The organism is Streptomyces sp. NPDC047014, from assembly GCF_040644195.1.
Classification (GTDB): Bacteria; Actinomycetota; Actinomycetes; order Streptomycetales; family Streptomycetaceae; genus Streptomyces.
Map to the genome: position 1 here is coordinate 1 of NZ_JBEYVX010000063.1, position 25,134 is coordinate 25,134.

A 25,134-nucleotide genomic window follows, 5' to 3' on the forward strand; every position below is an offset into this window, starting at 1 on the left:
TGTCCCGCCGGCAGGGGGGCGTTAATTCCGTTTACTGCCCCCCATGTTGCCGGAGGGGGCGCAAACCCCCAGGGGGGGGCCGGGCGCGTACAGCGCCCGGCACCCCCTTTCCCGTACAGCCTTGACGGCCTCCGGCGCCGCTACTCCACCTCGTCGCCCTCGGTGCGGTCCTCCCAGCCCTCCTCGACCACGTGCACCGCCGCCTCCTCCGCCGACGCCGCCCCTCCGTCGATGCCGACGTCCCGGGCCAGTACGGAGATATGACGGCGCGGCCCCGCCTCGTCCACGGCGGTCAGGCGGCCCGCCCGGTCCGCCCCAGCGAGCGGCGCGTCCCCGGCCTCGTCGCGGACCTCGTCCTCGTCGGACACCTCCGGCTGCTCCCGCGCGAGCCGCTGGTCCAGGGACTCCCCCGTATGCTGCTCGGCGGCGGTGGTGCCGCTGCCGTCGACGGCCAAGGGCCGGTCGAGGGGCACGTAGGCCGTGTCGAGGGTGTCGTCGAGATCGGGCTCGTCGAGGGCGTTCTCCAGGTCGGGCTGGGCCTCGGCCGATTCGTTCGACTCCTGCGGCTGGTAGACGTCGTCGCCGTAGTGTCCGTCGGCGCTGCTCATCGGGTTCTCCCATCGGGTCGGGCGGGGCCGTGGGCCGGGCGGGAGCGCGCCGGTGTCGGTGCGCTCAGCCCGGTACGGCGGGGTCGAGCGGGAAGCGGCCGGTGGTACCGGTGTAGTCGAGGAGCCGCAGCAGCTGGTGGCTGGGCGCCGCCAGCCGGATGACGTGCCCCGACTCCTCGCCGCGCCGGCGGGCTTCCAGGAGGGCGTTGAGGCCGGCGGAGTCGCAGAAGGACGAATTCCGCAGGTCCACGGTGATCTCCGCACCGTCCGGTGCCTCGTCGAGGGCGGCCGCGAGGGCCGCCCGCAGCTCGGCCACGTGCTCCACGTCCATGTCCCCGGTCACCCGGACCACATACGGATGCCCGTGTGCGGTACCGGCCTCGTGCTCCGGTCTTCGCGTGTCTTCGACAGCCATGACGCTCCTCCTCGTACGACGAGCGCCTTCCCCTCTCATCATCCCCCAATCGCCCCTCCGACCCCGAGCGCACCGGTCGGCGGGGCTGGGCACGGCCCGGAGCCGCGCCCATACTGGGCTCATGACGAGGGCGACCACGGCCGTCCGGGACCTCAGGCGGCAGGCCGGCGAGGCGGTCTTCCTGCGGGTCGCCGGGCCCGACGGGCCGCGCAACCGGGCCCGGATCCACACCACACCCGGCCCGCGCTGGTTCGGCCCGGACCGGCCGGTGCGGCGGGTCCACGGGGACGCCTCGATGTTCGTCGGCGGGCTGGCCGCCCTGCTGCTCCAGTCCCTGCACCCCGTCGCGATGGCCGCCGTGGCCGCGCACTCCGGGTACCGGGGCGATCCCTGGGGCCGGCTCCAGCGGACCAGCACCTTCCTCGCGGTCACCACCTTCGGGCCGGGCCCGGACGCCGAGGAGGCCGTGGCCCGGGTCCGCGCGGTGCACGCCCGCGTCCGCGGCCGGACGCCGGAGGGAGTCCCGTACCGGGCCGACGACCCGGAGCTGCTGGCCTGGGTGCACCTGGCCGAGGCGGACTGCTTCCTGCGGGCCCACCAGCGCTACGGAAGACGCCCGTTGGACCCCGCGGGCTGCGACGGCTACCTGGCCGACACCGCCCGCGTGGCCCGCGCGCTCGGCGCGGACCGGCCCCCGGAGAGCCTGGCGGAGCTGCGGCTGCGCATGGCCGCGTACCGGCCGCTGCTCAGGCCCACCCCGGCCTCCCGGGACACGGCCCGCTTCCTGCTGGCCGAACCGCCGCTGCCGGGGGCCGCCCGGCTGCCGTACGGGCTGCTGGCCGCGGCGGCGGTGGAGCTGCTGCCGCCGTGGGCGCGGGCGGCCGTCACCTCCGGTCCGAGGCCCGTACCGGCCCGGCTGCCGCTCCCCGTGGCCCGCGCGGGCGGCCATGCCGTGACCCGGGCGATCCGCTGGGCGCTGCCGCCGGCTCCGCCCCCGGCTCAGTACTCCTCGTCGGGATAGCCCCACTCGATCCGCCCCACGACTCCCGCCGCCGCTTCCTCGACCGTGTCCTGGAACCGCTTCTCGAAGTGCGGCCGCCAGAGGTAGAAGCGGGAGACGCAGAGCGGGAAGTCCGATGTGCCGGAGACGAACAGGGCTCCGTCGTCGTCCCGGGCCACGCCGATGCCGACCTGGAGGCCGATGTGCTCCTCGTCCATCAGCTCCTGGAGGGCGCTGACGATACGGAGGCCCTGGGGGTCGTCGGCGACGCCGGTGACGGTGAAGGCAAGATCGATGTTGACTGACATGGTGGGCAGCGTACGGGCGCCCACCGACAGCCCGGAGAGATGAGGGACGGATGGCATTCGAAGCGGGCCAGCGGGTACGGCTGGCGGTGGACCTCCGGCTGACCGGTTCGGTCGTGGCCGCGGCGGAGGGGCCGGAGGACACCGGCACGGACGCCGACGCCGGACCCGTCGTCGGCTCCCTCTCCCTGGGCGCGGGCACGGCCGGCACCGTCGAGCGGGTGCACGCCCCGCGGCAGCCGGAGCAGAGCCACGAGGTCCGGGAGTACGTACGGCTCACCTCCCTGCGCGACGACTTCGGCCACCAGATGCCCCCGGCGAGCCGGCAGCAGCTGGAGGAGCGGATCGGTGAGCTGGAGCCGCACTGGCTCGCGTACCAGGGGCAGCGGGTCCTGGTGACCGTCCGGGTCAGGCTCGACAACGGCTTCGTGCTCGACGAGGCGTCCGAGAGCGTCTTCGCCCCTGTCTGAAAGCTCCCCGGCGCAGCGCCGGCGCTGGCAGCCGCCCCGGGTCCGCGTTTCACTGGAAGGTGGCCGCTATCGCGCGGGAGGTCCTGTGAACACGCACACCCCACCCCGATTCGACCCCACCCGGGTCCCCCACCTGCTCGGCTCGTTCGCGCCGGTCACCGAGGAGGTCGACGCCGTCGACCTGGAGGTGACGGGCGAGATCCCGGCCGCGCTGGACGGCCTGTACCTGCGCAACGGGCCCAATCCCCGCTTCACCCCCATCGGCTCCTACCTCTATCCGATCGACGGCGACGGCATGCTGCACGGCGTCTGGCTCTCGGAGGGCCGCGCCCGCTACCGCAACCGCTTCGTCCGGACCCCGGCGCTGGAGGCCGAGGAGCGCGCCGGGCACGCGCTGTGGGGCGGGCTGGAGTCCCTGGTGATGCCGGACGCCTCCCAGGTGGGGCCGGAGCTCGCCGGTACCTTCCGGGACCTGCCGGACATCAACGTCGTACGGCACGGGGGCCGCATGCTGGCCCTCGCCGAATCGGCCTGCCCCTACCGGATCGACGCCGGTCTGGGGACCCTCGGCAGGGAGGACTTCGACGGGATGCTGCCCGCCGGGATCACCGCCCACCCCAAGATCGACCCGGCCACGGGCGAGATGGTCGTCTTCTGTTACAGCCTGGAGCCGCCCCATCTCACCTGGTCGGTCATCGACCGCGGCGGCGCCGTCTCACGCGGTCCCACGCCCGTCGAGGGGGTGGACGAGCCGATGATGATCCACGACATGGCCCTGACCCCCCGCTACGCGGTCCTCGTGCTGGCCCCCGCCTTCTTCGACATGGACGCGGCCATGGCGGGCGGCTCGTTCCTCGACTGGCGGCCCGAGCGCGGCACTCGCGTGGTACTGATCCCGCGCGACGGCGGGCCGCCGCGCTGGGCGCAGGACGAGGCGTTCTGGATGTGGCACGCGGTCAACGCCTACGACGACGGGCCGGGCCCGGACGCCCCGGTGGTCCTCGACTACGTGCAGTGGAGCAGGCTGGCCCTGGGCGGCCGCACGGAGGGCCCGGCGGACCCGGTGACGGGCGGCCTGGTGCGGGCGCGCATCGACCCCGCCGCCGGCCGGATGTCCCGCACCGCGCTGGACGACGCCCGGGTGGAGTTCCCCCGGGTGGACGACCGGCGCATCGGGCGGCGCCACCGCTGTGCGGCGCTGGCCACCGAGACCGGGCGGAGGGACCTGCTGCCGGGCGAGTACGACGCCGTGCGCTGGTACGACACCGAGACCGGCGAGGCGCAAGTCTGGGACGCCGGGGACCTCTCCGTCGGGGAACCGGTCTTCGCGCCCGAGCCCGGCCGGGACTCCGAGGAGCGGGGCCACTGGCTGACCTTCGCGACCGATCGCACCGACGGCTCCAGCTGGCTGCTGGTGGTGCCCGCGGAGGATCCGGCCTCCGGGCCGGTGGCCCGCGCCCGGATCCCCGTACGGGTGCCCCTGGGCCTGCACGGCTGCTGGCTGCCCACCGAGGCGTAGCGGCGACGGCAGGGCCCCGACCAGTGACGTTTCCCTGGTGAACGGTCTACGCCGATGGGGTGAGCGAAGCGCGCCCCGGTGAAACTTCGCGGCTTTCCCAAGGAATGCTCATGCCCGGGTAAAGAGCCTGCCTGTCGCGCGGGCTCTCTGCCTCCCCTGTGCCGACGTGCTCCTCGGAGGAAACCGAACGATGACTTACGGGACCAAGCTGCGCGAACAGATCGCCGAGCCCGGCACCACCCCCCTGATCGGGGTGTACGACATGTACTCGGCCTCCGTGGCCGCCGGACACTACGACGGGATGTTCGTCTCCGGTTTCGGGTTCGCCGCCTCCCACTACGGGCTGCCCGACATCGGCTTCATCGCCTGGCCCGACATGATGGCCTTCGTGCAGCGGCTGCGCGGCGCCTTCCCCCGCCACCACCTGCTCGTCGACATCGACGACGGGTACGTGGACCCGGAGGTGGCCTGCCATGTGGTGGCGGGCCTGGAGCGGATGGGCGCCTCCGGCGTGATCCTGGAGGACCAGAAGCGCCCGCGGCGGTGCGGGCACGCGGACGGCAAGCAGGTGCTGCCGCTCGAGGAGTACCTGGAGAAGCTGGAGATGGTCCTCGCCACCCGCAAGGACCTGGTCGTCGTCGCCCGCACCGACGCCACGGAGGAGGCGGACATCCTCCACCGGGCGCGGGCCCTGGCGGCCACGGAGGCCGATGTCGTCCTGGTCGACGGGGTCCGCAGCGTGGAGTGGATCGAGCGGATCCGCGAGGCGGTCGGGGACAAGCCGCTGCTCTTCAACCAGATCGCCGGAGGGAAGTCGCCCCGGCTCTCCCTCACGGAGCTGACCGAACTCGGCATCGACGTGGCCATCTACAGCACGCCCTGCCTGTTCGCGGCGCACAAGGCGATGGACACGGCCCTGGCCGAGCTGCGGCTCGCGGACGGGCGGCTGCCCGAGGCGGACGGCAGCGACGAGGTCGGTGTGGGCGAGTCCACGCGGCTGCTGGCCAGGAACATCTCGCGCCACCACCCGCTGCCCCTGGCCCGGGAGAGCGTACGGGGCTGACGCGCGCCCGGGGTCCCGGGGCCGCCGCCCGCCGGGCGGTGGCCCCCTCAGGCCGGGCGGGTGGCGGTGACGAGGTAGTAGTCCAGGACGCCCTGCTCCCAGGCGGCCAGGAAGTTCCGCGGCCAGGTGCCCGGCTCCCAGAGGCGGGCGAGCCAGCGGTCCCAGCCGGGCCAGACCTGCGGGCCGATGGAGTCCACCCGGACCTCCGCGAACCCGGTTTCCGTGAGGGCGTCCGCGAGCCCGGTGACGGGCCGGGCGATGTCCAGGCCGCTGGCGAAGCTGTCGAGCAGTCCCGCGAGCCGTTCGGCGGGCGCGGCGGCGCCGTCGACGGTGAAGAAGCTGGTGACCGCCAGCCGTCCGCCGGGGCGCAGCACACGGGCCGCCTCGCGGGCGAACGCGGCCAGGTCGGGGAAATGCTGGGCGGCCTCCACGCTGTAGAGGCAGTCGTACGAGGCGTCGTCGAGCGGCAGTTCCTCGGCCGCCCCGAGGACGAAGCGCAGCCGGTCCGGCCGGGCCGCCAGGAGCGGGGAGTTGGCCTCGCGGGCCCGCTGGAGCTGCTGGGGGTGGACGTCGACCCCGGTGACGGAGGCGGGGCCGTACTCCTCCAGGGCGAGGGCGCAGCCGAGGCCCAGCCCGCAGCCGACCTCCACGGCGCGGCCGCCGGACGGGGCGACGGCGTCGAGGACATGCCGGTAGAGGTCCCGCTCGCTGCGGATCCGGTCCGCCTCGGAGAGCGGCCCGTCGAGGTCGACGGCCTGCCAGTAGCCGAAGTTGATGAAGCCCCCGGAGAAGACCGGGACCGCGCTGAGGTCGGCCGGCCCGTACGTCTCCCACACCGCGGGCCGTACGGCCGGGGCGGACCGTTCCGCGGGGTTGCCCGACACCACCTCACCACCTCCTCGTGCACGGGGCGTCGCGCCCCGTGGTCCCAGTCTGGCGCGCGCACCGCCGTCGCGACAGAGGACCCGCCCGGCCGGGCGGGCTTACCGCTGGCGGATACTGACGGCGCGTCATCGGGCCGTGCCGCCTAGGGTGACGGCATGGATCATGAGGAGACCGGCGGCCGAGAGGCCGCTCCCGAGCGGGCCGTGGGCGCCGCCGGCGCGTCCACCACGGCCACCGCCGCCGCCCATCTCAAGGAGCGGCTGTACGCGACGATCACCATGATCTCGGTGGTGATCGGCCTGGCCGTCGCGGAGCACGCCGATCCGGCGGGCACCGCCGCCACCGTGCTGACGGCCGCCGCGGGCCTGTGGCTGGCCACCCTCGTCGCGGACCAGCAGGCCCACCGGGTGGTCCACGGGCGGCTGGCCACGGGTGCGGAGCTGCGGCGCATGCTGTGGGTCAGCAGCCCGCTGCTGCTGTCGGCGGTGGGTCCGCTGCTGCTGATCGGCTGCGCGGCGCTCGGCGTGATGGCGCTCCCGACCGCCCTGTACGCGGCGGCCGGGGTGAGCGTCGCGAGCCTGTTCGCCTGGGGCTGGTACGGGGGCGTACGGATGGGCAGCGGGGTGGTGGTGGCGCTGCTGGCGGGGGCCCTGGACGCGGCGATCGGCCTGGCCGTCGCCCTGGTGAAGGCGGCGGCGGGGCACTGAGCCCCGCAGACCCGGGCGATCATTCGCCGCATGCCGAAATGATGCGGCATGCTGGAGCCATGAACGAGGCGCAGCCATGAACGAGACGCAAGCCGAGCCGTCCGCCGGGGGCGAGGGCCCGGCTCCGGCGGCCCTGCTGGCCGCCTTCGCGGCGGCCCTGGCCGATGAGACGCGCGCCGCGATCTGCATGACCCTGCTGGAGGGGCGGGCCTGGACGGCGGGCGAGCTGGCCCGGATCACGGCGGTCGCGCCGTCCACCGTCAGCGGGCATCTGGCCCGGCTGCTGGAGGCGGGGATCTGCGTGACCGAGCGGCAGGGCCGCCACAGCTATGTGCGGATCGCCGACGCCGCGACGGCCCGTCTGCTCGACGAGCTGGCCGCGCACGCGATCCCGGACCGGGACGCGGCGCACGCCGTGCCGGTGGTCGCCGCCCCGGACCCGCTGGCGCGCGCCCGCACCTGCTACGACCACTTCGCCGGCCGGCTCGGGATGGCCGTCACCGACGCGATGGAGGAGCGCGGGCTGCTGCGCACGGAGGACGTGTTCGAGCTGACGGAGGCGGGCCGGCTCTGGTGCGCGGACGCGGGCGTCGATCTGACCGCCGGCCGGGGGCGCAGGCGGCTGGCGAGCTCCTGCCTGGACTGGACCGAGCGCCGCCGCCACCTCGGCGGCCTGGCCGCGGCGCGCCTGTGCGCGCGGGCCACGGCGCAGGGCTGGGTGGTACGCCCGGCGGGCGGCGGGCGGGCGCTGGAGGTGACGGCGGCCGGGGAGCGGGCCTTCCACGAGCTGCTGGGGCTCACGCCGGAGGCGTGGAGCTGAGCAATGCCCACCGGGGGCCGCAGTCATTTCGGTCGACACCGAAATATCGAGCCCGTAGGGTGGAGTCATGACGTTCCGATCGAGTCCGATCCCGCCCGGCGTCCTCACGGTCGGCGCCGTCACCTTCACGGTGTTCGCCTGGGCCTCCGCCTTCGTCTCCATCCGCAGCGCGGGGGCGGCGTACTCCCCCGGGGCCCTGGCCCTCGGCCGGCTGCTGGCCGCCTCCGTGGTCCTCGCCGTCCTGCTGCTGGTACGCCGTCAGGGGCTGCCGCCGCGGGAGGCGTGGCGGGGGATCCTGGTGTCCGGGGTGGTGTGGTTCTGCGGCTACACGATCGCCCTGAACTGGGGCGAACGGCTCGTGGACGCGGGCACCGCCTCGCTCCTCGTGAACACCGGGCCGATCCTGATGGCCCTGCTCGCCGCCCGTCTCCTGGGCGAGGCCCTGCCGCCGCGGCTCCTCGCGGGGATGGCCGTCTCCTTCGCGGGCGCGGTGGTCGTGGGGCTGTCCATGTCCTCCGGCGAGGGCGGCTCCACCTCCCTGCTCGGCGTGGTGCTCTGCCTGCTCGCCGCCGTCGCCTACGCCACCGGTGTCATCGCGCAGAAGCCCGCGCTCTCCTACGGCACGCCCCTCCAGGTCACCGCGTTCGCCTGCCTGACCGGGACGATCGCCTGCCTGCCCTTCACCGGCCAGCTGCTCACCGAACTGCCGCGGGCGCCGGTCTCCGCCACCCTGAACATGGTCTACCTGGGCGTGGTGCCGACCGCCCTGGCCTTCACCACCTGGACCTACGCCCTGGCCCGCATGCCCGCCGGCCGGCTGGGCGCCACCACGTACGCCGTGCCCGCCATCGTGGTCCTGCTGAGCTGGGCCCTGCTCGGCGAGGTTCCGGCCTGGCTGACCCTGCTCGGCGGCGCGCTCTGCCTGGCCGGCGTGGCCGTCTCCCGCTACACGCCGCGCGGCGCGCGCACCCCCGCCCCGGCGCGGACCGAGGCCGACCACACCCCCGCCCCCGCTCACCCGGATGCCCGATCTGCCGGGCATCCGGAGGCCGGGCGCTCTTGACTGGGAGGTCCGGACATCCGGCGGATCCCTGGAGGCGTGGTGGCGACGGTCGCGTGGAAACGTGGTGCGGCAGGTGCGGTGCTGGCGGTGGCGGTGCTCGCCGCCGCGGGCTGTTCGGGGGGCGACGGCAGCCCCTCGGGTGCCGTGTCGAGCGCGGCGTCGGCGGTGAAGTCGGCCGGTGAGGCGGTCTCCTCGGCCGCCTCGGAGGCCGCGAAGTCGGCGGAGTCCGCCGCCGCGGTGGCCAAGGACAAGCTCGCCGAGGTCAAGAACGGGGTCGACGCCAAGGACCAGGTGACGCTCGGTCCGGTGGCGACCGACGGGGACGGTTTCAGCACGGTCCCGGTGACGGTGCGGAACACCGATGAAGCGGCGAAGTCCTTCGCGGTGCAGGTCGAGTTCAAGGACGAGAGCGGCACGCTCATGGACACGGTGGTGGTGACGGTCAAGGACGTCGCCGGCAAGGGCACCGGCCAGGGCACCGCCCGCAGCACCCACAAGCTCTCGGGCACGGTGACCGCGAGCACCGGCACCGCACTGCGGTACTGACCCCGGGCCGATGACAGCCGCGGCGCCCATGCGGCGACCCGGGCTCCTGGTAGCCGCGGCCCCATACGGCGACCCGGATCGCTGGTGGCCGCGGCCCCCATGCGGGGCCTGTGTCCTGTGGCGCCCCGCACCATGTCCCGGGCGGGCCGCGCCGCCCTACTGTCGGCCGCATGACCACCGGACCCGCCCGTTCCACCGCCGCGCCCGCCCCCTCCTCCGCGTACCTGCGCGGCCGCGCCGCCCTGGTGACCGGAGGCGGCAGCGGCATCGGCCGGGCCTGCGCCGTGGCCCTGGCCGAGGCGGGCGCGACCGTGCACGTGGCCGATGTGGACGGGGCCGCCGCCGAGCGGGTCGCGGCTGCCGTGGGCGGCGTCGCGCACGTGGTGGACCTCGCGGACGCGGCGGCCGTCGCCACCCTGCCGACGGCGGTGGACATCCTGGTCAACAACGCCGGGCTGCAGCACGTGGCCCCGCTGACCGCCTTCCCCCCGGAGCGCTTCGCGCTGATGCAGCGGGTGATGGTGACCGCGCCCTTCCTGCTGATCCGCCAGACGCTGCCGCACATGTACGACCGGGGCTGGGGGCGGGTGGTCAACATGTCCAGCGTGCACGGGCTGCGGGCCAGCGCCTACAAATCCGCGTACGTGGCGGCCAAGCACGCACTGGAGGGGCTGAGCAAGGTGACCGCCGTGGAGGGGGCCCCGTACGGGGTGACGAGCAACTGCGTCAGCCCCGGATACGTCCGCACCCCGCTGGTCGAGGGGCAGATCCAGGACCAGGCCGCCGCGCACGGGATGAGCGCCGAGGACGTGCTCTCCGAGGTGCTGCTGGCCCGCTCCCCCGTGAAACGGCTGATCGAGCCGGCCGAGGTCGCCGCCGCGGCGCTCTGGCTCTGCGGGCCGCACTCGGGTCATGTCACCGGCATCTCCCTGCCCCTCGACGGCGGGTGGGGAGCGAGCTGAACCGGTGGTTTCCGGTCAGCCTGGATGGCCGTCCGGTGAACCGCGTACGGCCGGCAGCAGGTCAGCGGGCCTCGCGGTGCACGTCGCTTCCGTGATCACGCTCTGTTCCGGGGTAGTAGCGCAGGGCACGCGGCACCTCTGAGCTGCCCGAACGGCCATTCGGTCTCCGATATGCGAACGGAGTGTCCGTAAAACGGTCATCGATGTGCGAGCGCCCTTCACACCCGCAAGACTCGGCGGTGTCAGGTCGACACAACGCAGCCAAATGCTGCGCCTACCCTTCGAATTGAAAGAGAGTTCTGTCGTGCGTCACCGCATCGCTGCCGTCTCCGCCGCCACCCTCCTCGTCGTGGCCGGGGCCGCCGGCATGGCCGAGGCGAAGCCCGCGAGCCTGTACGCCCCGTCCGCCGTGGTCCTCGCCGTCGCCAAGGGCGACAACGGAGTCACCGTCGTCCGGGCCTCCACCCTGAGCTGCGCGCCGGGCGCCCAGGGCACGCACCCCGACCCGCAGGCCGCCTGCGCCGCCCTCAAGGCCACCGACGGCCGTCTCGACGCGCTGCTCTCCGCGCCGGACAGCAACCGCGCCTGTCCGATGCACTACGACCCGGTCGTGGTCAGCGTCGACGGCGTCTGGCAGGGCAGCCGCATCGCCTGGAAGCACACCTTCGCCAATACGTGCGCCATGTCCGCGACCCTCAACGGGAACGCCGCCTTCGCCTTCTGACCGGCCGTACCCCGGGCCACCGCCCGCCGGCCACCGTCCGCCTCCGAGCCCCTGCCGGCCCGGAGGCGGACGCGCGTCCGGGTACGCTCTGCCCTGCCTCCTCGCGCCGCGCCGGAGGGGTGGTTGGCGGCACGATCACCGGCCGTCGCATCCTTGGAGCGTGCGAACTCGCGTGAACGCGCCACGCGACCCGGGCGACGAGGAGGATCCGATGAACACCGCCGGAGAAGGACCGCAGCTGCCGGATGCGGCCAGCGTCGCCAATGCGAGGACGACGCTCCTCCAGCTCCTGGCCCGGGCGGGCGTCTACACCGGCGACGCCGAGGAACTGCTCGGCCTGGTCGAGACCGGCGCGCTGGCCCGCGCGTACGAGGACATCACCGCGGGCGGCCGGACCGCCCCGGGGGACAAGGGCGAGCCCTACGACTCGGGCTGGCTCGACGGGGCGCGCGACGCGGCCGCCGAGCTGGGCCGGACCGCCGAGCGGACCCTGCACCGGGCCGTCGGCTCCGCGTCCCCGGCGGAGGCGGCCGCGGCGGCCGAGCCGGGCGAGGAACGGCCCCGCGTACGGCGGATGGAGGTGGAGCGGGCCCAGGTCGCGGTCACGCCCCTGTACCTCTCGCTCGCCGCCGAGTCCGACTTCGATCCGGAGGTGACCACCGAGGTGCTGACGGCCGTCCTCGGCACCATGGGGCACCGGCAGCGGGCCCTGTACGCGGGCCGGCTCACGCAGTTCGGCACGGCCCACCGGCCCCGGCTGGAGCGGCTGTACGCGCAGTACGGACCCGGCAGCGACATCGCGATCCACGGCCGCTACTCCCTGATCCACTCCCCCACGAGCGTCGCCGTACTGGAACGGCTCGCCGCGGCCCCGGCCGTCCTGCGGGAGGAATGGGACGCGGGCGAGCTGCCGCCCGCGTGGCTGGACGGCCTGACCACCGCCTGGGACACCTCGGGCTGACCGGACGTCAGCCGGCCCGGCCCGCGCTCAGGGTGTGCACCTCGGCCTCGAAGAGCCGGGCCGGGTCCAGGCCCATGCCGGTGAAATGGCCGGCCAGTTCCAGGGAGAGCACGCCGTGCAGGCGGCTCCAGAAGGCGAGGGCGAGCCGCAGGGCCGGCTCCCGTACGTCCGGCCGGTCCCCGGCCCACGCGCGCCGTTCGGCGAGATGGCCCTCGAAGGCGGCCCCCTCCGGGGAGGCGGCGGGCTCCGGCCCGGCGGCCGCGCAGGCGTCGAGCAGGACGGACATCATCTCGCCGGCGATCTCCGTGATGTCCTGGGGCGCGTGGTAGCCCGGTACGGGCGTGCCGTAGATCAGGAAGTAGCGGTGCGGGTCCGCCAGGGCCCAGCCCCGCATGGCCCGCGCCAGGGCGGCGATGCGCGGGCCGCCCGCCTCCCCGGCCACGGCGGAGGCGTCCGCCGCCGCGGTGAAGGCGTCGGCGAGGCCGCGGTAGGCGTCCCGGATGAGCTCGGTGATCAGCTCGTCGCGGTTGGCGAAGTAGCGGTAGAGCGCCGGTCCGCTCATGCCCAGCTGCTTGGCGATCGCGTTCAGGGACAGCGCGGAGGCGCCGGAGCCGGCGATCTGCTCCCAGGCGCGCTGCTTCACCTCTTCGCGGACCTGCTGCCGGTACCGCTCGCGGGGGGTCTTCGCATCTGCGGTCATGCCGTGCCGCCTCTCGTCTCCACCAGTTGGAGTTAGAACGTATCACCATCGACAAAGGGCATCACGATCGGACGAGCCCATCCCTTGACAGCGGGAGGAGATCCCTTCACTCTGGTTACAGCTTCTAACGAACACGAGAAGCCCACACTACTTCTGGAGGTCACGGTGGACACCGCCGAGCTGATCGAGATCGTCCTGCCGGGCAAGGTCGAGCCGGAGGGCCTCGAACTCCACCGCCGCCCCGTGCCCGCCCCCGCCGCCGGTCAGGTGGTGGTCGCCATGGAGGCCACCGGCGTCTCCTTCGCCGAGCAGCAGATGCGCCGCGGCCGGTACTACGATCAGCCCCCGTTCCCCTTCGTCCCCGGCTACGACCTGGTCGGCATCGTGCGGGCGGTGGGTGAGGGCGTGGATCCCGGGCTGCTCGGCCACCGGGTGGCCGCCCTGACGAAGACCGGCGGCTGGGCCAGCCACATCGCCCTCGACGCGGCCGATGTGGTCCCGGTGCCCGACGGCCTCGGCGCGGTCGAGGCGGAGACCGCGGTGGTCAACGGCATCACCGCCTGGCAGATGCTGCACCGCAAGGCCCGCGTGCGCCCCGGGCAGACCGTCCTGGTGCACGGCGCCAACGGCGGCGTCGGCTCGGTCCTCGTCCAGCTGGCGCTCGCCTCGGGCGCCCGCGTGATCGGCACCGCGTCCGAGCGCCACCACGCGGCCCTGCGCGCCCTCGGGGTGGCCCCGGTCGACTACCGGGCGGGCGATGTCCCGGCGCGCGTACGGGCGTTGGCACCGCACGGCGTGGACGCGGTCTTCGACCACGTCGGTGGCGAGGGCGTGACCGACTCCTGGCGGCTGCTGCGGCGCGGCGGCACCCTCGTCTCCTACGGCACCGCCGCCACCCGCGACGACGAGGGCTCCGGCGCGTGGCCGGTGCTCAAGCTCCTGGGCCGGGTGTGGCTGTGGAACTGGCTGCCCAACGGCCGCAGCGCGTACTTCTTCAACGTATGGGCCGGCCGCGCCTACGCCAAGGACCGCTTCAGGGCCCGGCTGCGCGAGGACCTGACCCAGGTCTTCACGGCCCTGCGGCACGGCGAGATCACCGCCACGGTCGCGGCGGAGATCCCGCTGTCCCGGGCGGCCGAGGCGATGCGGCTGGCCGAGTCCGGCACGGTCGCCGGCAAGGTGGTCCTGATCCCGTGACCCCCGCGGGGCTCACGGGACCCCGCCCGGCCCGGTCCTCAGTAGTCGACGCGGTCGGCGCGGGCCAGCCACGCGTCGAACGGGGCCCTGCGGTGCGGCAGATCGAGGTGTTCCACCGGCGTGGGCCACATCGAGGCGGGCTTCTTCTCGAACAGGTCGTAGAACCTGCGGTCGTCGAACCCGGCCACCGCCGCGTCGTGCCGGTCGGCGCTGTAGACGATCCGGTCGACCCGGGCCCACAGCGCGGAGGACAGGCACATCGGGCAGGGCTCGCACGAGGTGACCAGCACACAGCCCGTCAGCGAGAAGGTCTCCAGCCGCAGGCAGGCGGCCCGGATCGCGCTCACCTCGGCGTGCGCCGTCGGATCCAGGGTCGCGGTGACGCGGTTGTTCCCGGTGGCGACCACCTCGCCGTCCTTGACGATCAGCGCGCCGAACGGACCCCCGCCGTTCGCCACGCTGTCGGTGGCCACCCGGATCGCCTCGTCCATCCAGACCCGGTACAGCTCCTCGACGCTCGTCTCCGTGGTGTACTCGGTCACGGTCACTCCCTTTCCGTAGAACGTGCTCGCGGCGCGACTGCCCCTCGTACGGATCACCGACCCCGGCAGCCTGGAAGCGGTCCGAACCCCCTTTCCGTACTGGGGGGTTGGGAGGAGTACACAGGGCACCGGCAGGATCCGGTCAGGGACCGAAGCCCCGAAGAAGCCGCCCGGCCGAAACGGCCTCTTCATAGCTTCGTACGAGACTACGCGCGCACGTCGGGGCCGCGCCCCGACCGGAAGCACAAATTCAGCGGGTGGCGGCCCCGGCGGGCGTGAACACCACCGGGAGGCTCAGGGGCCCGCGCAGACCGCCCGGACGCCAGCGCAGCCGCTCCCTCGGCACGGCGAGGGCCAGCCCGGGGAGCCGGCGCAGTAGGGTGCCGATCGCGATCTGCCCCTCCAGCCGGGCCAGCGGCGCCCCCAGGCAGTAGTGGATGCCGTGCCCGAAGGCCAGGTGGGGGTTGTCCCGCCGGGTGATGTCCAGCCGTTCGGGGTCGGTGAACCGCGCCGGGTCGCGGTCGGCGAGGGCCGAGCCGATCAGTACGGTCGCCCCGCGCGGGACGGTGACCCCCGCGATCTCGACGTCCTCGCGGGCGAAGCGGGCGATGCCGGGGCTGACCGGGCCGTCGTAGCGCAGGAACTCCTCGACCGCGCCGGGCAGCAGGCCGGGGTCGGAGCGCAGCAGTTCGAGCTGTTCGGGGTGGGCGAGGAGGGCGGCGACACCGCTCGCGATCAGGTTGACCGTGGTGATGTGGCCGGCGGCCAGCAGCAGGAAGACCATGGCGATCAACTCGTGCTCGCTGAGGCGCTGTTCCTCGTCGCGGGCGGCGATGAGCGCGCTGATCAGGTCGTCGCCGGGGCGGGTCCGCTTGGTGTGGACGAGCCCGCGGATGTAGGCGTGCAGATGGCGCCAGGCTTCGTCGAGCACGGCGGGGTCCGGGGGTTCGGCGCCGCGCGTGATCATCCGGTCGGTCCAGTGCTGGAACTCGTGGCGGTCGCCGGGCGGCACCCCGAGCAGCTCACCGATCACCGCGACGGGGAGCGGCAGCGCGAGATCGGCCACGAGGTCGGCGCGGCCGGCCGGGACGACCGCGTCGAGCAGGGCGTCGGTGAGGGCCTGGACCCGTGGCCGCAGCGCCGCGACCCGGCGGGCGGTGAACGCCTGGGAGACCAGGCGGCGCAGCCGGGTGTGGTCGGGCGGATCGCTGCGCAGCATGGTGCTCAGCATCGACTCGCGCTCGGTGCCGGGGAGTTGCGCGAGCAGCCGGGGGTCGGCGGCATCGCGTACGTCGCTGCTCAGGCGGGCGTCGGACAGCGCCGCGAGTCCGTCCTCGTAGCGGGTGACGAGCCAGGCTTCCACACCGCCCGCGGCGACGGTGCGGCGGACGGGACCCTCCTCGCGCAGCTGCCGGTAGAGCGGGTACGGATCCGCGAGGAACGCCGGATCGGTGTAGGGCAGCGGGACCGGCCGCTCGCTCATGACTCCTCCTGGAGGGAAGGGAATGGTCCTGCCGGATTGCGCACGGCAACCACTGCCTCCGCCGGCGCGGGGCGCGTGCGGCCCGGGGGCCGGACCGGTGCTCAGGCCAGGAGTTTGGCCTTGGCCCGCTGGAATTCTTCCTCGGTGAGGGCGCCCTTGTCCTTGAGCTCGGCGAGCCTGGCCAGTTCGTGCGCCCCGGATCCGCCGGACGGGGCGGTTCCGGCCGTCTTGCGGATGTAGTCCTGGAAGGCCGCCTCGTTGTCCTGGCGCTGCTTGATGTCGCGCTTGCCCATGCCCTTGCCGCGGGCGATGACGTACACGAGGACGCCCAGGTAGGGCAGGAAGATGCAGAAGATCAGCCAGCCGGCCTTGCCCCAGCCGCTCAGCTCGTGGTCGCGGAAGATGTCGCCGATCACCTTGAAGAGCAGGAACAGCCACAGGATCCAGACGAAGAACCAGAGCATGGTCCAGAAGACGTCGAGGAGTGAGTAGTCGTCGTCCATCGGTACCTCCGTTGGGTGGGCGGGTGCCCGTGATCGGCAGTATCGGACCGGCTCCGGCGGCCCGCACCTCGGGCGGAACGCCCCTCCCGCGCGGCCTCACCCGATCGGTCCGCCCCGCCGCGCGCGCCCGCGCCGGGCGGTGTTTGCCTGATATCCGACCCGTAGGAGGCCGGCGATGGCGCAGGAGAACCCGCAGGACGAACTGGCCGCGCTCCGCGCGCGTGTCGCCGCGCTGGAGTCGGAGACGGCCGCCCGGCCGCCGCAGCGGCACCGGACGCGCTCGCTCCTCGCCGCCGTCCTGATCGTCCTCGGGTGCGTACTGGCGCCGCTGGGCATCGTGGCGGCCTGGACCTCGGACATCGTCGGCGACACCGACCGCTATGTGACGACGGTGGCCCCGCTCGCCTCGGACGCGGACGTGCAGGCGGCCGTGGCGAACCGGGTCACCGGCGCGGTCATGCAGCACATCGACCTCCCCGCCCTGCTGGAGGACGTGGCCCCGGACCAGCGCCCGCTGCTGGAGAAGGCCCTGGGGAAGCTCGGCGGCTCGCTGGAGAGCGCGCTGAGCAGCTTCGTCCACGAGAAGGCCCAAGAGGTGGTCGCCTCGGACGGCTTCGAGACGATCTGGACGAACGCCAACCGTACGATCCACACCTCGCTCGTGCGCGCCCTCACCGGCAACAGTGAGGGGGCCGTGCAGATCAAGAACGACGCGGTGACCCTCGATCTCGCCCCGGTGGTGGAGGAGGTCAAGCAGCGGCTGGTGCAGTCCGGGCTGACCGTGGCGAACAAGATCCCCGAGGTCCACACCGACTTCACCGTCGTCCAGTCCCAGGACATCGGCCGGGTGAAGACCGCCTTCCGGCTGCTGGAGCTGGCCGGGGTGTGGCTGCCCGTCCTGGCCGTCCTGCTCGCCGCCGCGGGCATCCTGCTCTCCGCGCACCGCCGCCGCGCCCTCGTCGCGGCGGCCCTGGGCTTCGCCTTCGCCGCGCTGGTGCTCGGGGTGGTGCTCACGGTCTTCCGTACGGTGTACCTCAACGCCCTGCCCGACACCGTCTCCCAGGCGGCGGCCGGCTCCGTCTACGACGCGATGGTGCGGCTGCTGCGGATCTCGGTCCGGATGGTGATCGTCCTCGGTGTGCTGCTCGCGCTGGCCGCCTGGCTCTCCGGGCCGGGGCGCTGGGCCACCGCGATCCGCCAGATGTGGCACGCGGGCATCACCGCCGTACGGGCCACCGCCGACCGGCTGGGGATGCGTACCGGCCCGGTGGGGCCGTTCGTCCACCGGCACCGCGTCTGGATCACCTGGATCCTGGTGGCGGTCGCGGTGGTGGTGTACGTGCTGTGGCCACACCCCACCGGCTGGGTGGTCCTCGGCCTCGCCCTGGCGCTGCTCTTCGCGCTGGCGGTGGCGGACTTCCTGGAGGAGGAGCCGGGGGCGGTGGGCGTGGCCGGTGCTGGTGGTGCTCCTGGTGCTGCTGGTGCTGTCGCGCCCGGCGCGGGTAGCGACGCGGCGGGCCCTGGCCGGCGTACGGACGCGGGTGGCGGGCCGGGTGCCGGGGGCCCGCCGGAGGCCCCGTAGGCACCCACCGGTCGCGCCGCGTGCTCAGGGACTGCGCGCGCCCGGCTGGGTCGTGGGGATGCGCTGGGTGAAGAAGAGGGCCGTCAGGGCGGCCAGGGCCAGGATGGCGAGCGCGGCGCGCAGGCCGTCGATCCGGGCGGTCTCGTTCGCCGCGACGGCGGCGTCCGCGACGGCCGGGTCCACGCCCGCCTGGTCGAGCGCGGCGGTGAGCTGATCGTCCGACAGGAAGGGCGCGCCGCCCGCCAGGCTGATGTTCGCCTGGGCCTTGACCTCGGCCGGCACCGCCGGGTTCTGCTCGACGGCACCCAGGAAGGACGAGGTCAGGGCGGCGATGAGGATCGATCCGGCGAGGGCCGTACCGATCGAGGCGCCGAGGTTGGTGACGGTGTTCTGGATGCCGCCGACCTCGGCGCTCTGCTCGTCGGGGACGGCCGAGACGGTGACCGCGCCGAGCTGGGAGGCGAGCGCGCCCATGCCCAGGCCGATCAGCAGCAGCGGTACGACCACCACGCCCTCGGTGGAGTTCTCGTCCAGTACGGCCAGCAGCACCACGGCTCCGGCGAACATGGCGAGCACCCCGCACTTGACCACGCGCCGGGGTGAGACCTCCGGCAGCAGCCGCGGGATGCCGACCGCGGCGGCGAGCAGGGTCACGGACAGCGGGAGGATCAGCACGCCGGTGCGCAGCGCGGACAGGCCGAGCGCCACGGACAGGTAGAGCGGGACGACGAAGAACACGCCCATCTGCACGAGGTACTGGAAGAAGAACATCGTCAGGCCGCCGGTGAGCTGCCGGTTGCCCAGCAGCGCGGGGTCGATGAGCGGTTCGGTGCCCCGGGCCACGCGCCGGTCCTCCCAGCGGAAGAACAGCCACAGCAGCAGGACGGCGGCGAGCATGAGCCAGACGACGGGCGAGACGGAGAGCCAGGCGATGGCGCTGCTCTTCGGGCGGAACCAGCCCCACTCGCTGGTGCGCAGCACCCCGTAGACGAGCAGGCCGATGCCCAGGGCCGACAGGACGGCGCCGACGACGTCGATGCGCGGCCGGTGGTCGGGCGGCGCGTCGGCGACGCGGCGGGCGAGCACCAGGATGCCGGCGACCACCAGCACCTCACCGGCGAAGACCCAGCGCCAGGAGAAGAAGGTGGTGGCCAGGCCGCCGATGAGCGGCCCGACGGCGATCGCGACGGCGCCGGCGGCGGCGACCAGGCCGTAGGCGGCCGGGCGGCGTTCGACCGCGAAGTTCGAGGCCACCAGCGCGACGATGGCCGGCATGATCAGGGCCGCGCCGACGCCTTCGAGGAAGGACCAGCCGATCATCAGGACCGTGAGGTTGGGCGCGAGGGCGGTGGTGAGGGATCCGCAGCCGTAGACCACGCAGCCGAGGAGGAAGGCCCGTTTGCGGCCGATGAGCGCGCCGATCTTGCCGCCGCAGATCATGAGCACGGCCATGACGAGGGTGTAGGCGGTGATGGCGCCCTGGATGCCGCTGACCGTGGTGCCGATGTCCTCGGCGACGGTCGCGATCGAGACGTTCATGACCGAGCTGTCCAGGGCCATCAGGAACTGCCCGGAGGCCAGCGTCAGCAGGACGACGTTCGCGGCTCCCGCCTTTCCGGCCGTACGTGCCTTCGCTGTCATGCGGGCAGCGTTCCACCGCCGTACGGGAGGGGCGGGCAGCCTCGCCGGTCGGGTACGCCGACCGGGGGCGGGCCAGTGTTCAGGCGGCCCGTGCTCAGGCCGCCTCGGCGGTCACCCGGCCGGACGCCACGGCGTCCAGCAGGGCCTGGTGGTCGCGTTCGTTCTGGTCGGCGTAGCTCTCCGCGAAGCCGACCAGGGCCTGGTCGAAGACCTCGCCGCCGCCCAGGTAGGCGGCGATGGCGATGCGGTCCCCGGAGCGGGCGTGCGCGCGGGCCAGGGTCTCGCCGCACAGCTCCCCGAAGAGCCGCATCCCGCGCGGGACCATCTCCGCCGGTTCCGCGATGGCCTTCCAGTCGCGCAGCTGCCGCAGGTAGAAGTCGCGTTCGCGGCCGTCGATGCCCTCGACCTGGTTCCAGCCCAGGAAGATGTCGCTGGCCGCCTGCATCAGGCGCTGCCCGGCGACGACCCGCTCGCCCTGGGTCGCGTACACACTCGCGCCCGCGTGCTCGGCGAGCACCGACTCCGACGCCTCCTTGGCCTGGAGGATCAGCGGGTCCGTACCGTCCCGGCCCAGCAGCAGTACGATCCAGCACCGGGTGCCGACGCTGCCGACGCCGACCACCTTGCGGGCCATGTCGACCACGGTGAACTGGTCCAGCAGGTGGCGGCGGTCGGTGGGGAGGGTGCGCCCGTAGCGAGTGAGGAGGTCGCGGATCACCTCCTCCAGGACCTCGCGCTCCTGGTCCGGGAGCAGCTCCGCGAGCGGGGTGATCAGCTGGGGCACGGCCGCGAAGCGGCGCTCGCCGCCGACCACCTCGGTGAGCTTCTCGAACGCCTGGAGGCTGCCGCGGCCGCGCGCCTTGGAGATGGTCTCCGACAGGCGCCGGCGGCCGCGCGCGTGCAGGGTCTCGGCCGTCACCTTCTGGAGCTGCTGCTCGTCGATGCGGGCGTACCAGACCTCCAGATTGCTCAGGGTGGCGAAGCGGCGCATCTGCTCGCGGTAGGAGCGCACGGTGGAACGTACGATTCCGGCCCGCTCGCCCTCGTTGAAGCCGTTCTCGCGGCCGGCGATGACCAGGCTGGCGGCCAGCCTTTTGACGTCCCACTCCCAGGGGCCGGGCAGGGTCTCGTCGAAGTCGTTGATGTCGAAGAGCAGATTGCGCTCGGGGGATCCGAGGAGCCGGAAGTTCAGCATGTGCGCGTCGCCGCAGAGCTGGGCGCGCAGCCCGGAGTCCGGGGTACCGGCCAGGTCGGCGGCCATGATCGCGGCGGCGCCCCGGTAGAAGCGGAAGGGGGATTCGGTCATCCGGCCGTAGCGGATCGGCACCAGCTCCGGCAGCCGGGTGGCCGACTGCCGCTCGATGATGTCCACCGGGTCCCGTGGCCGCGCGGCCGGGTCGAACTCCTCGTGGGCGGAGCGCGGCACCCGCTTGCGGGCGGCGCGGCCCCGGGCGGCCCGGTCCTCGGGGGACAGCCAGGGGCCGCCGCCCGCCGCGTTCACTCCGTGGATCGCCCTCATACGGACCTCCTGGCTCCGGGGCCTGTGTCTTCCAGCATGCCTACCGCCCGGGACCCGCGCTCCTCAGCCCGGCCGACCCCCGGCGCGCTCCGTCCACGCGCCGGGTACGGGACTGCCCAGGCGGCCCGCGAGATAGGGCTGCTGGGCCAGTACGGAGCCCATGCTGAGGCCGATCGCGACCGCCACGCACAGCACGATCAGCCAGGACAGCACGACGAAGACGGAGCCGGCGGCGCCGAATTCACCGAGGGCCTTGTTGAGGGCGACGGGCAGGTAGAGGCGGGCCGTGAGCGACAGGACGGTGACGGCCGCGCCGGTGATCACGGCGCCGGGCAGCAGCGGCAGCCAGCCGACCAGGCCGCCCAGCAGCAGGTGCTGGGTCCACCACCACACGCCCGTCTGGAACACCAGCGTGAGCGGGACGCCCAGCCACAGGCCGAGGCCGAAGCCCTCGCGCACCGGCCCCTGGACCATGAGCAGGCAGGTCCACACGGCGATCCACACCACCCAGCGCCACATCGCGATCCGGGTCCCGGTCCGGGGGATCCCCCAGGCCCGTTTGCACAGCCGCTGGACGGCGCGGCTCACGGCGGTCGCCGACAGCAGCACCATCAGGGCGCCCACCAGGCCGACCGCGTTCTGCAGGTCCTCGTCGGAGCCGGCGAAGAGGTCGGTGAGCTCCTGGTCGGCCGCGCCGCTGAGCCCGAACATCGTGCGCAGGGAGGCGGCGAGCTGCTGCTGGAGGGCGTGGGGGGCGAAGGAGGCGATGACGAAGAGCAGGGGCACGGCGGTCAGGAACACCTGGGCGGCCACCCGGGTGGCGGAGTCGAAGATGTTCACCGACACCATGCGCTCGGCCAGATGGGTGATCACCGGGAAACGTTCCTCGCTGCGGCGCTGGATCCTCTTCCCGGTCTCGACGAGTTGGCGCGAGCGGTTCTGCCACCAGGAGGCCCGCAGGAGCCGGCGGGGGCGGGGGCGCGCGCTCGGGGGCGGGTCGGCGGGCATCAGGGGCGCACCGGGCGGAGGCGGTGGCGGTGGGGGCCGTGGTCGTACGGAGAAGGAACCCGACGGCCCGGCGCCGGCGGCGCGGTCCTCGTCATGGCGCCCTCCTTCGTGTGCGTCCAGGGTGGAGGACCGTTCGCGCGCGGGCATCTCGGACGGGTGTGGGGGCGGGCATGCCGGAGGGCGGCCGGTCCGGACATGTCGCGGGCGGCGGTGCCGCGTAGTGTCGGAGTTGGTCGGTGGTCGTCACACGATTGGGGCGGTCATGGTCCTCGACCTCATGCTCATCGCGGTGGCCATCGCGCTCAACCCGCTGCCGATCATGGCGTTCGCCCTCGTGGTGTCCTCGTCCCGGGGCGTGTGGAAGGGCCTGGCCTTCATCCTGGCCTGGCTGGCCTGCCTCGTCGCGGTGATCGCGATCGTCCTCGGCGTAACCGACGGCCAGCCCCCGCCACCCCGCTCCCCGCCGGGCCTGGCGGGCATCTCCGTGAAGCTGGCCATCGGCGTGGCCCTGGTGATCTACGGCGTGCACCGCCACCGGCGCATGAAAACCCACCCCACCGCCCGTAGGCCGGAGGAGGCGAGCACCGAAGGCGGCACCGGTAAGGACTCCGGCGGGCTGTGGGCCTCCGCGGGTCTGGCCGTACTGGTCCAGCCCTGGGGCATGGTGGCCGCGGGCGCCGTGACGGTGCTGGAGGCGAACACCGCGCACTGGGAGTCCTGGCTCGCCCTGTTCGGCTTCTGCGTGGTCGCCAGCGCGGGTCTGATCGCGGCCGAGCTGTACATCGTCTTCGCGAAGGACGCGGCCCAGGCGCGGCTGCTGCGCCTGCGCCAGTGGCTCAAGAACCACGCGGACCAGGCGATCGTGGTCCTCTGCCTGGGGCTCGGCCTCTACCTGACGGCGAAGAGCATCTTCCAGCTGACGAGTTGAGCGGGCCCGTGCCGCCCGTCCGTCCCGCACATGCGCGGCCCCGGCCCCGGTGCTGCAATAGGGGATGAGCGGGCCAGACACACCCACGCCCGACCACGCACTCTCCAGGAGCCGCCATGACCAGCGAGGCCGAGGGACGCGCAGGGCTCGACGACATCGAGGACATGGGTCCGGTCGACTACCTGGTGATCGAATTCCCGGGCAACCGCATGACGGGGCAGGGCCTGCCCATGCTGGTCGACCTCGTCGACCGGGGCATCATCCGCATCCTGGATCTGGTCTTCATCCGCAAGGACGAGGACGGCACGGTGAGCGCGGTGGAACTGCGGGACTTCGGCGACGAGGTCGACCTCACGATCTTCGAGGGAGCCTCCTCGGGCCTCCTCGACCAGGGCGACATCGACGACGCCGGCACCGCCCTGGAACCCGGCAACTCCGCGGGGGTCCTCGTCTACGAGAACACCTGGGCGGCCCCCCTGGCCCGCGAACTCCGCCGCGGTGGAGCACAGCTCGTAGCGGCCGGCCGCATCCCCGTCCAGGCACTCCTCGCCTCCCTCGAGGCCATGGAGGACCCGGCCGACCTGGAATGACCCGCCCCTCCCCCAGCCAGGAGATGACCCCAATGCCCGGACTCCTTCGCGGCATCGCCCGCACCGCCGTCGTGGCCGGCACCGCCACCGCGGTCTCCAACCGCGTCTCCCGCCGCCAGGCAGGCCGCTGGTCCCAACAGGAAGCCGCCCCCGAGCCACAGCCGCAGGCGGCTCCCCCACCGGCGGACACCCCCAACAAGCTCGACCAACTCAAGCAGCTGGGCGACCTCCGCGACCAGGGCATCCTCACAGAAGCAGAATTCGCCGACCAAAAACGCCGCATCCTCGGCTGAACCACCCGGCGTAAGCGGGTGGCAGGACGCGGGCGCGCGGAGCTGGGAGGGCGCGGGCTGTTCGGGGGCTGGCCCTGGGACCGGGCGGCCGCCGATCGTTGGAGGTGAGCAGGTCCCCTGCTGCGTCACGGCGACCGGCCCGGCTGACTCCGCGCCTACCCCCGCCCGTCCCTTTCACCCCCGGGCATACGACAGAACGGCGGTGGCCGGCCCCAGATGGGGCCGGCCACCGCCGTTGTGCGCTTGGTGCCGCGTTGCTACCAGCGGTACCAGCGGCCGCTGCTGCCCTTCGGGCGGGCGACGAACCCGATCAGCCACAGGACCAGCACCGCGATGGCGATCCACCAGAGGATCTTCACCGCGAAGCCGGCGCCGAAGAGGATCAGGATGAGCAGAAGAACGAGAAGCAGGGGAACCATAGTTATCAACCTCCGAAGCAGCAGGTGCCCGGCGTCCCCTCGGTCATGCGTACGAACTTAGCTGTTTCTTATCCGCGCAGGCGGGCAGGCGTGCCGACTTGGCCCCTCCGTCGGGCGGCGCCAGTGGAAGCCGGTGGAAGAAGTCCCCCGTTTACGTGCCGGGATCGGGAGCAGGCGGATGGTCACGACCAAGCCGGTACAACAACGAGGAGGTCCCGATGTCGGGCACCGAGAAGACCAAGGCGCAGGGCGAGCAGGCCAAGGGCAAGGTCAAGGAGACCGTCGGCCGCGCGGTGGGCAACGAGCGCCTGACCGCCGAGGGCCACGCCGACCAGGCCAAGGGCAACGCCCGCCAGGCCAAGGAAGACATCAAGGACACCCTCCGCCACTAGGCGACCGGACCGGCGCAACGCCGTCCCCCGCTGGACCCCGCCCCGCCGAAGGGGCGGGGTCCAGCTGCGTCTCCAGAAGGCCGGCGGACACCCGTCGAAAGCCCCATGGATTTCCGGTGCACGCCCCCGGAGGAGTGACTCACCGCGCTGATGTGGGCTCTGCTGCGTTGTATCTACGTGCTTACCACTCGCAAGACTCTTGCCGCTCTCGGACTCACGGCTACGGCACTGGGAGCCGGACTCTCCGGTGCCGCCCCTGCATCAGCCGGCGGAATCGTCGTCATCGCTT

29 protein-coding genes are annotated in these 25,134 nt (G+C 73.5%); 17 read left to right on the forward strand and 12 right to left on the reverse strand.

Going from position 1 to position 25,134, the window contains the following annotated elements; genetic code table 11:
• Positions 1-140: 140 nt before the first annotated feature.
• Together ABZ873_RS25665 and ABZ873_RS25670 are read right to left on the reverse strand one after the other, a co-directional pair.
• Positions 141-608 (reverse strand): DUF5709 domain-containing protein, encoded by a 468-nt coding sequence (locus ABZ873_RS25665; protein ID WP_360876181.1) that lies wholly within the window; start codon positions 606-608, stop codon positions 141-143.
• 64 nt (positions 609-672) lie between these two features.
• Positions 673-1,023 (reverse strand): STAS domain-containing protein, encoded by a 351-nt coding sequence (locus ABZ873_RS25670; protein WP_360876183.1) that lies wholly within the window; start codon positions 1,021-1,023, stop codon positions 673-675.
• A 121-nt stretch (positions 1,024-1,144) separates the two neighbouring features.
• Here ABZ873_RS25670 and ABZ873_RS25675 point away from each other — a divergent pair, with 121 nt between their 5' ends.
• Entirely contained in the window at positions 1,145-2,044 is a 900-nt protein-coding gene (locus ABZ873_RS25675) for an oxygenase MpaB family protein (RefSeq protein WP_360876184.1), read from the forward strand.
• On the opposite strand, the gene ABZ873_RS25680 is transcribed toward ABZ873_RS25675, so the two are convergent.
• The gene (locus tag ABZ873_RS25680; RefSeq protein ID WP_360876186.1) at positions 2,023-2,331 is read right to left on the reverse strand and encodes a hypothetical protein; all 309 of its coding nucleotides are present in this window, start codon (positions 2,329-2,331) and stop codon (positions 2,023-2,025) included. The two genes, ABZ873_RS25675 and ABZ873_RS25680, sit on opposite strands and share 22 nt — an antisense overlap.
• A gap of 50 nt (positions 2,332-2,381) precedes the next feature.
• Between ABZ873_RS25680 and ABZ873_RS25685 the strand changes: the two genes are divergently transcribed.
• From ABZ873_RS25685 to ABZ873_RS25695, 3 genes are all read left to right on the forward strand, one after another.
• Entirely contained in the window at positions 2,382-2,798 is a 417-nt protein-coding gene (locus ABZ873_RS25685; protein WP_360876188.1) for a hypothetical protein, read from the forward strand.
• 85 nt (positions 2,799-2,883) lie between these two features.
• Complete coding sequence (locus tag ABZ873_RS25690) at positions 2,884-4,317, forward strand: carotenoid oxygenase family protein (RefSeq protein ID WP_360876190.1); 1,434 nt, start codon at positions 2,884-2,886, stop codon at positions 4,315-4,317.
• 190 nt (positions 4,318-4,507) lie between these two features.
• The gene (locus ABZ873_RS25695; RefSeq protein WP_360876192.1) at positions 4,508-5,380 is read left to right on the forward strand and encodes an isocitrate lyase/PEP mutase family protein; all 873 of its coding nucleotides are present in this window, start codon (positions 4,508-4,510) and stop codon (positions 5,378-5,380) included.
• A gap of 47 nt (positions 5,381-5,427) precedes the next feature.
• Here the strand turns inward: ABZ873_RS25695 and ABZ873_RS25700 are convergent, their stop codons facing one another.
• The gene (locus ABZ873_RS25700) at positions 5,428-6,264 is read right to left on the reverse strand and encodes a class I SAM-dependent methyltransferase (protein WP_360876194.1); all 837 of its coding nucleotides are present in this window, start codon (positions 6,262-6,264) and stop codon (positions 5,428-5,430) included.
• A gap of 156 nt (positions 6,265-6,420) precedes the next feature.
• Here ABZ873_RS25700 and ABZ873_RS25705 point away from each other — a divergent pair, with 156 nt between their 5' ends.
• The 7 genes from ABZ873_RS25705 to ABZ873_RS25735 all read left to right on the forward strand — a co-directional run bounded on the left by ABZ873_RS25705 (position 6,421) and on the right by ABZ873_RS25735 (position 12,048).
• Positions 6,421-6,972 carry a hypothetical protein gene (locus ABZ873_RS25705; RefSeq protein WP_360876196.1) on the forward strand — a complete coding sequence of 184 codons (552 nt, stop codon included), beginning with the start codon at positions 6,421-6,423 and terminating at the stop codon, positions 6,970-6,972.
• A 76-nt stretch (positions 6,973-7,048) separates the two neighbouring features.
• Positions 7,049-7,792 carry a helix-turn-helix domain-containing protein gene (locus tag ABZ873_RS25710; protein WP_360876198.1) on the forward strand — a complete coding sequence of 248 codons (744 nt, stop codon included), beginning with the start codon at positions 7,049-7,051 and terminating at the stop codon, positions 7,790-7,792.
• Positions 7,793-7,859: 67 nt separating this feature from the next.
• Positions 7,860-8,855: a DMT family transporter gene (locus ABZ873_RS25715; protein WP_360876200.1), complete on the forward strand. Its 996-nt coding sequence runs from the start codon at positions 7,860-7,862 to the stop codon at positions 8,853-8,855.
• A 39-nt stretch (positions 8,856-8,894) separates the two neighbouring features.
• Positions 8,895-9,401, forward strand: coding sequence for a hypothetical protein (locus ABZ873_RS25720; protein WP_360876201.1), 507 nt, complete (start codon positions 8,895-8,897; stop codon positions 9,399-9,401).
• Between the two features lie 170 nt (positions 9,402-9,571).
• Positions 9,572-10,363, forward strand: coding sequence for a 3-hydroxybutyrate dehydrogenase (locus ABZ873_RS25725; RefSeq protein ID WP_360876203.1), 792 nt, complete (start codon positions 9,572-9,574; stop codon positions 10,361-10,363).
• A 304-nt stretch (positions 10,364-10,667) separates the two neighbouring features.
• Positions 10,668-11,087, forward strand: coding sequence for a subtilase-type protease inhibitor (locus ABZ873_RS25730; protein ID WP_360876205.1), 420 nt, complete (start codon positions 10,668-10,670; stop codon positions 11,085-11,087).
• Between the two features lie 211 nt (positions 11,088-11,298).
• Positions 11,299-12,048 carry a hypothetical protein gene (locus tag ABZ873_RS25735; RefSeq protein ID WP_360876207.1) on the forward strand — a complete coding sequence of 250 codons (750 nt, stop codon included), beginning with the start codon at positions 11,299-11,301 and terminating at the stop codon, positions 12,046-12,048.
• A 7-nt stretch (positions 12,049-12,055) separates the two neighbouring features.
• Here ABZ873_RS25735 and ABZ873_RS25740 read toward each other — a convergent pair whose 3' ends face one another.
• Positions 12,056-12,748 (reverse strand): TetR/AcrR family transcriptional regulator, encoded by a 693-nt coding sequence (locus tag ABZ873_RS25740; protein WP_360876209.1) that lies wholly within the window; start codon positions 12,746-12,748, stop codon positions 12,056-12,058.
• A gap of 165 nt (positions 12,749-12,913) precedes the next feature.
• Between ABZ873_RS25740 and ABZ873_RS25745 the strand changes: the two genes are divergently transcribed.
• Complete coding sequence (locus ABZ873_RS25745) at positions 12,914-13,945, forward strand: medium chain dehydrogenase/reductase family protein (protein WP_360876211.1); 1,032 nt, start codon at positions 12,914-12,916, stop codon at positions 13,943-13,945.
• Positions 13,946-13,983: 38 nt separating this feature from the next.
• Here ABZ873_RS25745 and ABZ873_RS25750 read toward each other — a convergent pair whose 3' ends face one another.
• The 3 genes from ABZ873_RS25750 to ABZ873_RS25760 form a co-directional block, all read right to left on the reverse strand.
• On the reverse strand, positions 13,984-14,487 hold the full coding sequence (locus tag ABZ873_RS25750) for a nucleoside deaminase (protein WP_360876213.1): 504 nt from the start codon (positions 14,485-14,487) through the stop codon (positions 13,984-13,986).
• A 250-nt stretch (positions 14,488-14,737) separates the two neighbouring features.
• The gene (locus ABZ873_RS25755) at positions 14,738-15,970 is read right to left on the reverse strand and encodes a cytochrome P450 (RefSeq protein WP_360876215.1); all 1,233 of its coding nucleotides are present in this window, start codon (positions 15,968-15,970) and stop codon (positions 14,738-14,740) included.
• 101 nt (positions 15,971-16,071) lie between these two features.
• A complete protein-coding gene (locus tag ABZ873_RS25760) occupies positions 16,072-16,473 on the reverse strand; it encodes an SHOCT domain-containing protein (protein WP_360876217.1) in 402 nt (133 codons plus the stop codon).
• A gap of 175 nt (positions 16,474-16,648) precedes the next feature.
• Between ABZ873_RS25760 and ABZ873_RS25765 the strand changes: the two genes are divergently transcribed.
• Positions 16,649-18,055, forward strand: coding sequence for a hypothetical protein (locus ABZ873_RS25765; RefSeq protein WP_360876219.1), 1,407 nt, complete (start codon positions 16,649-16,651; stop codon positions 18,053-18,055).
• Between the two features lie 24 nt (positions 18,056-18,079).
• Here ABZ873_RS25765 and ABZ873_RS25770 read toward each other — a convergent pair whose 3' ends face one another.
• The 3 genes from ABZ873_RS25770 to ABZ873_RS25780 all read right to left on the reverse strand — a co-directional run bounded on the left by ABZ873_RS25770 (position 18,080) and on the right by ABZ873_RS25780 (position 22,223).
• Positions 18,080-19,696: an MFS transporter gene (locus ABZ873_RS25770; RefSeq protein WP_360876221.1), complete on the reverse strand. Its 1,617-nt coding sequence runs from the start codon at positions 19,694-19,696 to the stop codon at positions 18,080-18,082.
• Between the two features lie 94 nt (positions 19,697-19,790).
• The gene (locus ABZ873_RS25775) at positions 19,791-21,215 is read right to left on the reverse strand and encodes a DUF2252 domain-containing protein (protein WP_360876223.1); all 1,425 of its coding nucleotides are present in this window, start codon (positions 21,213-21,215) and stop codon (positions 19,791-19,793) included.
• Between the two features lie 63 nt (positions 21,216-21,278).
• Complete coding sequence (locus ABZ873_RS25780) at positions 21,279-22,223, reverse strand: hypothetical protein (RefSeq protein WP_360876225.1); 945 nt, start codon at positions 22,221-22,223, stop codon at positions 21,279-21,281.
• Positions 22,224-22,485: 262 nt separating this feature from the next.
• On the opposite strand from ABZ873_RS25780, the gene ABZ873_RS25785 reads away from it, so the two are divergent.
• From ABZ873_RS25785 to ABZ873_RS25795, 3 genes are all read left to right on the forward strand, one after another.
• Positions 22,486-23,151: a GAP family protein gene (locus tag ABZ873_RS25785; RefSeq protein ID WP_360876227.1), complete on the forward strand. Its 666-nt coding sequence runs from the start codon at positions 22,486-22,488 to the stop codon at positions 23,149-23,151.
• Between the two features lie 116 nt (positions 23,152-23,267).
• Positions 23,268-23,741 (forward strand): DUF6325 family protein, encoded by a 474-nt coding sequence (locus tag ABZ873_RS25790; RefSeq protein WP_360876229.1) that lies wholly within the window; start codon positions 23,268-23,270, stop codon positions 23,739-23,741.
• A 32-nt stretch (positions 23,742-23,773) separates the two neighbouring features.
• Positions 23,774-24,034 (forward strand): SHOCT domain-containing protein, encoded by a 261-nt coding sequence (locus tag ABZ873_RS25795; protein ID WP_360876231.1) that lies wholly within the window; start codon positions 23,774-23,776, stop codon positions 24,032-24,034.
• 257 nt (positions 24,035-24,291) lie between these two features.
• Here the strand turns inward: ABZ873_RS25795 and ABZ873_RS25800 are convergent, their stop codons facing one another.
• Positions 24,292-24,453 (reverse strand): hydrophobic protein, encoded by a 162-nt coding sequence (locus ABZ873_RS25800; RefSeq protein WP_134067084.1) that lies wholly within the window; start codon positions 24,451-24,453, stop codon positions 24,292-24,294.
• Positions 24,454-24,671: 218 nt separating this feature from the next.
• Here ABZ873_RS25800 and ABZ873_RS25805 point away from each other — a divergent pair, with 218 nt between their 5' ends.
• Entirely contained in the window at positions 24,672-24,845 is a 174-nt protein-coding gene (locus ABZ873_RS25805; protein ID WP_360876233.1) for a CsbD family protein, read from the forward strand.
• Positions 24,846-25,134 lie beyond the last annotated feature (289 nt).

Bases quoted from the DNA above. Each gene is read 5' to 3' on its own strand.
- ABZ873_RS25710 (WP_360876198.1), top strand. From the start codon at position 7,049: ATGAACGAGACGCAAGCCGAGCCGTCCGCCGGGGGCGAGGGCCCGGCT.
- ABZ873_RS25740 (WP_360876209.1), bottom strand. From the start codon at position 12,748: ATGACCGCAGATGCGAAGACCCCCCGCGAGCGGTACCGGCAGCAGGTC.
- ABZ873_RS25760 (WP_360876217.1), bottom strand. From the start codon at position 16,473: ATGGACGACGACTACTCACTCCTCGACGTCTTCTGGACCATGCTCTGG.
- ABZ873_RS25705 (WP_360876196.1), top strand. From the start codon at position 6,421: ATGGATCATGAGGAGACCGGCGGCCGAGAGGCCGCTCCCGAGCGGGCC.
- ABZ873_RS25780 (WP_360876225.1), bottom strand. From the start codon at position 22,223: ATGCCCGCCGACCCGCCCCCGAGCGCGCGCCCCCGCCCCCGCCGGCTC.
- ABZ873_RS25685 (WP_360876188.1), top strand. From the start codon at position 2,382: ATGGCATTCGAAGCGGGCCAGCGGGTACGGCTGGCGGTGGACCTCCGG.
- ABZ873_RS25795 (WP_360876231.1), top strand. From the start codon at position 23,774: ATGCCCGGACTCCTTCGCGGCATCGCCCGCACCGCCGTCGTGGCCGGC.
- ABZ873_RS25695 (WP_360876192.1), top strand. From the start codon at position 4,508: ATGACTTACGGGACCAAGCTGCGCGAACAGATCGCCGAGCCCGGCACC.
- ABZ873_RS25805 (WP_360876233.1), top strand. From the start codon at position 24,672: ATGTCGGGCACCGAGAAGACCAAGGCGCAGGGCGAGCAGGCCAAGGGC.
- ABZ873_RS25715 (WP_360876200.1), top strand. From the start codon at position 7,860: ATGACGTTCCGATCGAGTCCGATCCCGCCCGGCGTCCTCACGGTCGGC.
- ABZ873_RS25765 (WP_360876219.1), top strand. From the start codon at position 16,649: ATGGCGCAGGAGAACCCGCAGGACGAACTGGCCGCGCTCCGCGCGCGT.
- ABZ873_RS25755 (WP_360876215.1), bottom strand. From the start codon at position 15,970: ATGAGCGAGCGGCCGGTCCCGCTGCCCTACACCGATCCGGCGTTCCTC.
- ABZ873_RS25675 (WP_360876184.1), top strand. From the start codon at position 1,145: ATGACGAGGGCGACCACGGCCGTCCGGGACCTCAGGCGGCAGGCCGGC.
- ABZ873_RS25785 (WP_360876227.1), top strand. From the start codon at position 22,486: ATGGTCCTCGACCTCATGCTCATCGCGGTGGCCATCGCGCTCAACCCG.
- ABZ873_RS25680 (WP_360876186.1), bottom strand. From the start codon at position 2,331: ATGTCAGTCAACATCGATCTTGCCTTCACCGTCACCGGCGTCGCCGAC.
- ABZ873_RS25775 (WP_360876223.1), bottom strand. From the start codon at position 21,215: ATGAGGGCGATCCACGGAGTGAACGCGGCGGGCGGCGGCCCCTGGCTG.
- ABZ873_RS25800 (WP_134067084.1), bottom strand. From the start codon at position 24,453: ATGGTTCCCCTGCTTCTCGTTCTTCTGCTCATCCTGATCCTCTTCGGC.
- ABZ873_RS25665 (WP_360876181.1), bottom strand. From the start codon at position 608: ATGAGCAGCGCCGACGGACACTACGGCGACGACGTCTACCAGCCGCAG.
- ABZ873_RS25725 (WP_360876203.1), top strand. From the start codon at position 9,572: ATGACCACCGGACCCGCCCGTTCCACCGCCGCGCCCGCCCCCTCCTCC.
- ABZ873_RS25790 (WP_360876229.1), top strand. From the start codon at position 23,268: ATGACCAGCGAGGCCGAGGGACGCGCAGGGCTCGACGACATCGAGGAC.
- ABZ873_RS25770 (WP_360876221.1), bottom strand. From the start codon at position 19,696: ATGACAGCGAAGGCACGTACGGCCGGAAAGGCGGGAGCCGCGAACGTC.
- ABZ873_RS25670 (WP_360876183.1), bottom strand. From the start codon at position 1,023: ATGGCTGTCGAAGACACGCGAAGACCGGAGCACGAGGCCGGTACCGCA.
- ABZ873_RS25735 (WP_360876207.1), top strand. From the start codon at position 11,299: ATGAACACCGCCGGAGAAGGACCGCAGCTGCCGGATGCGGCCAGCGTC.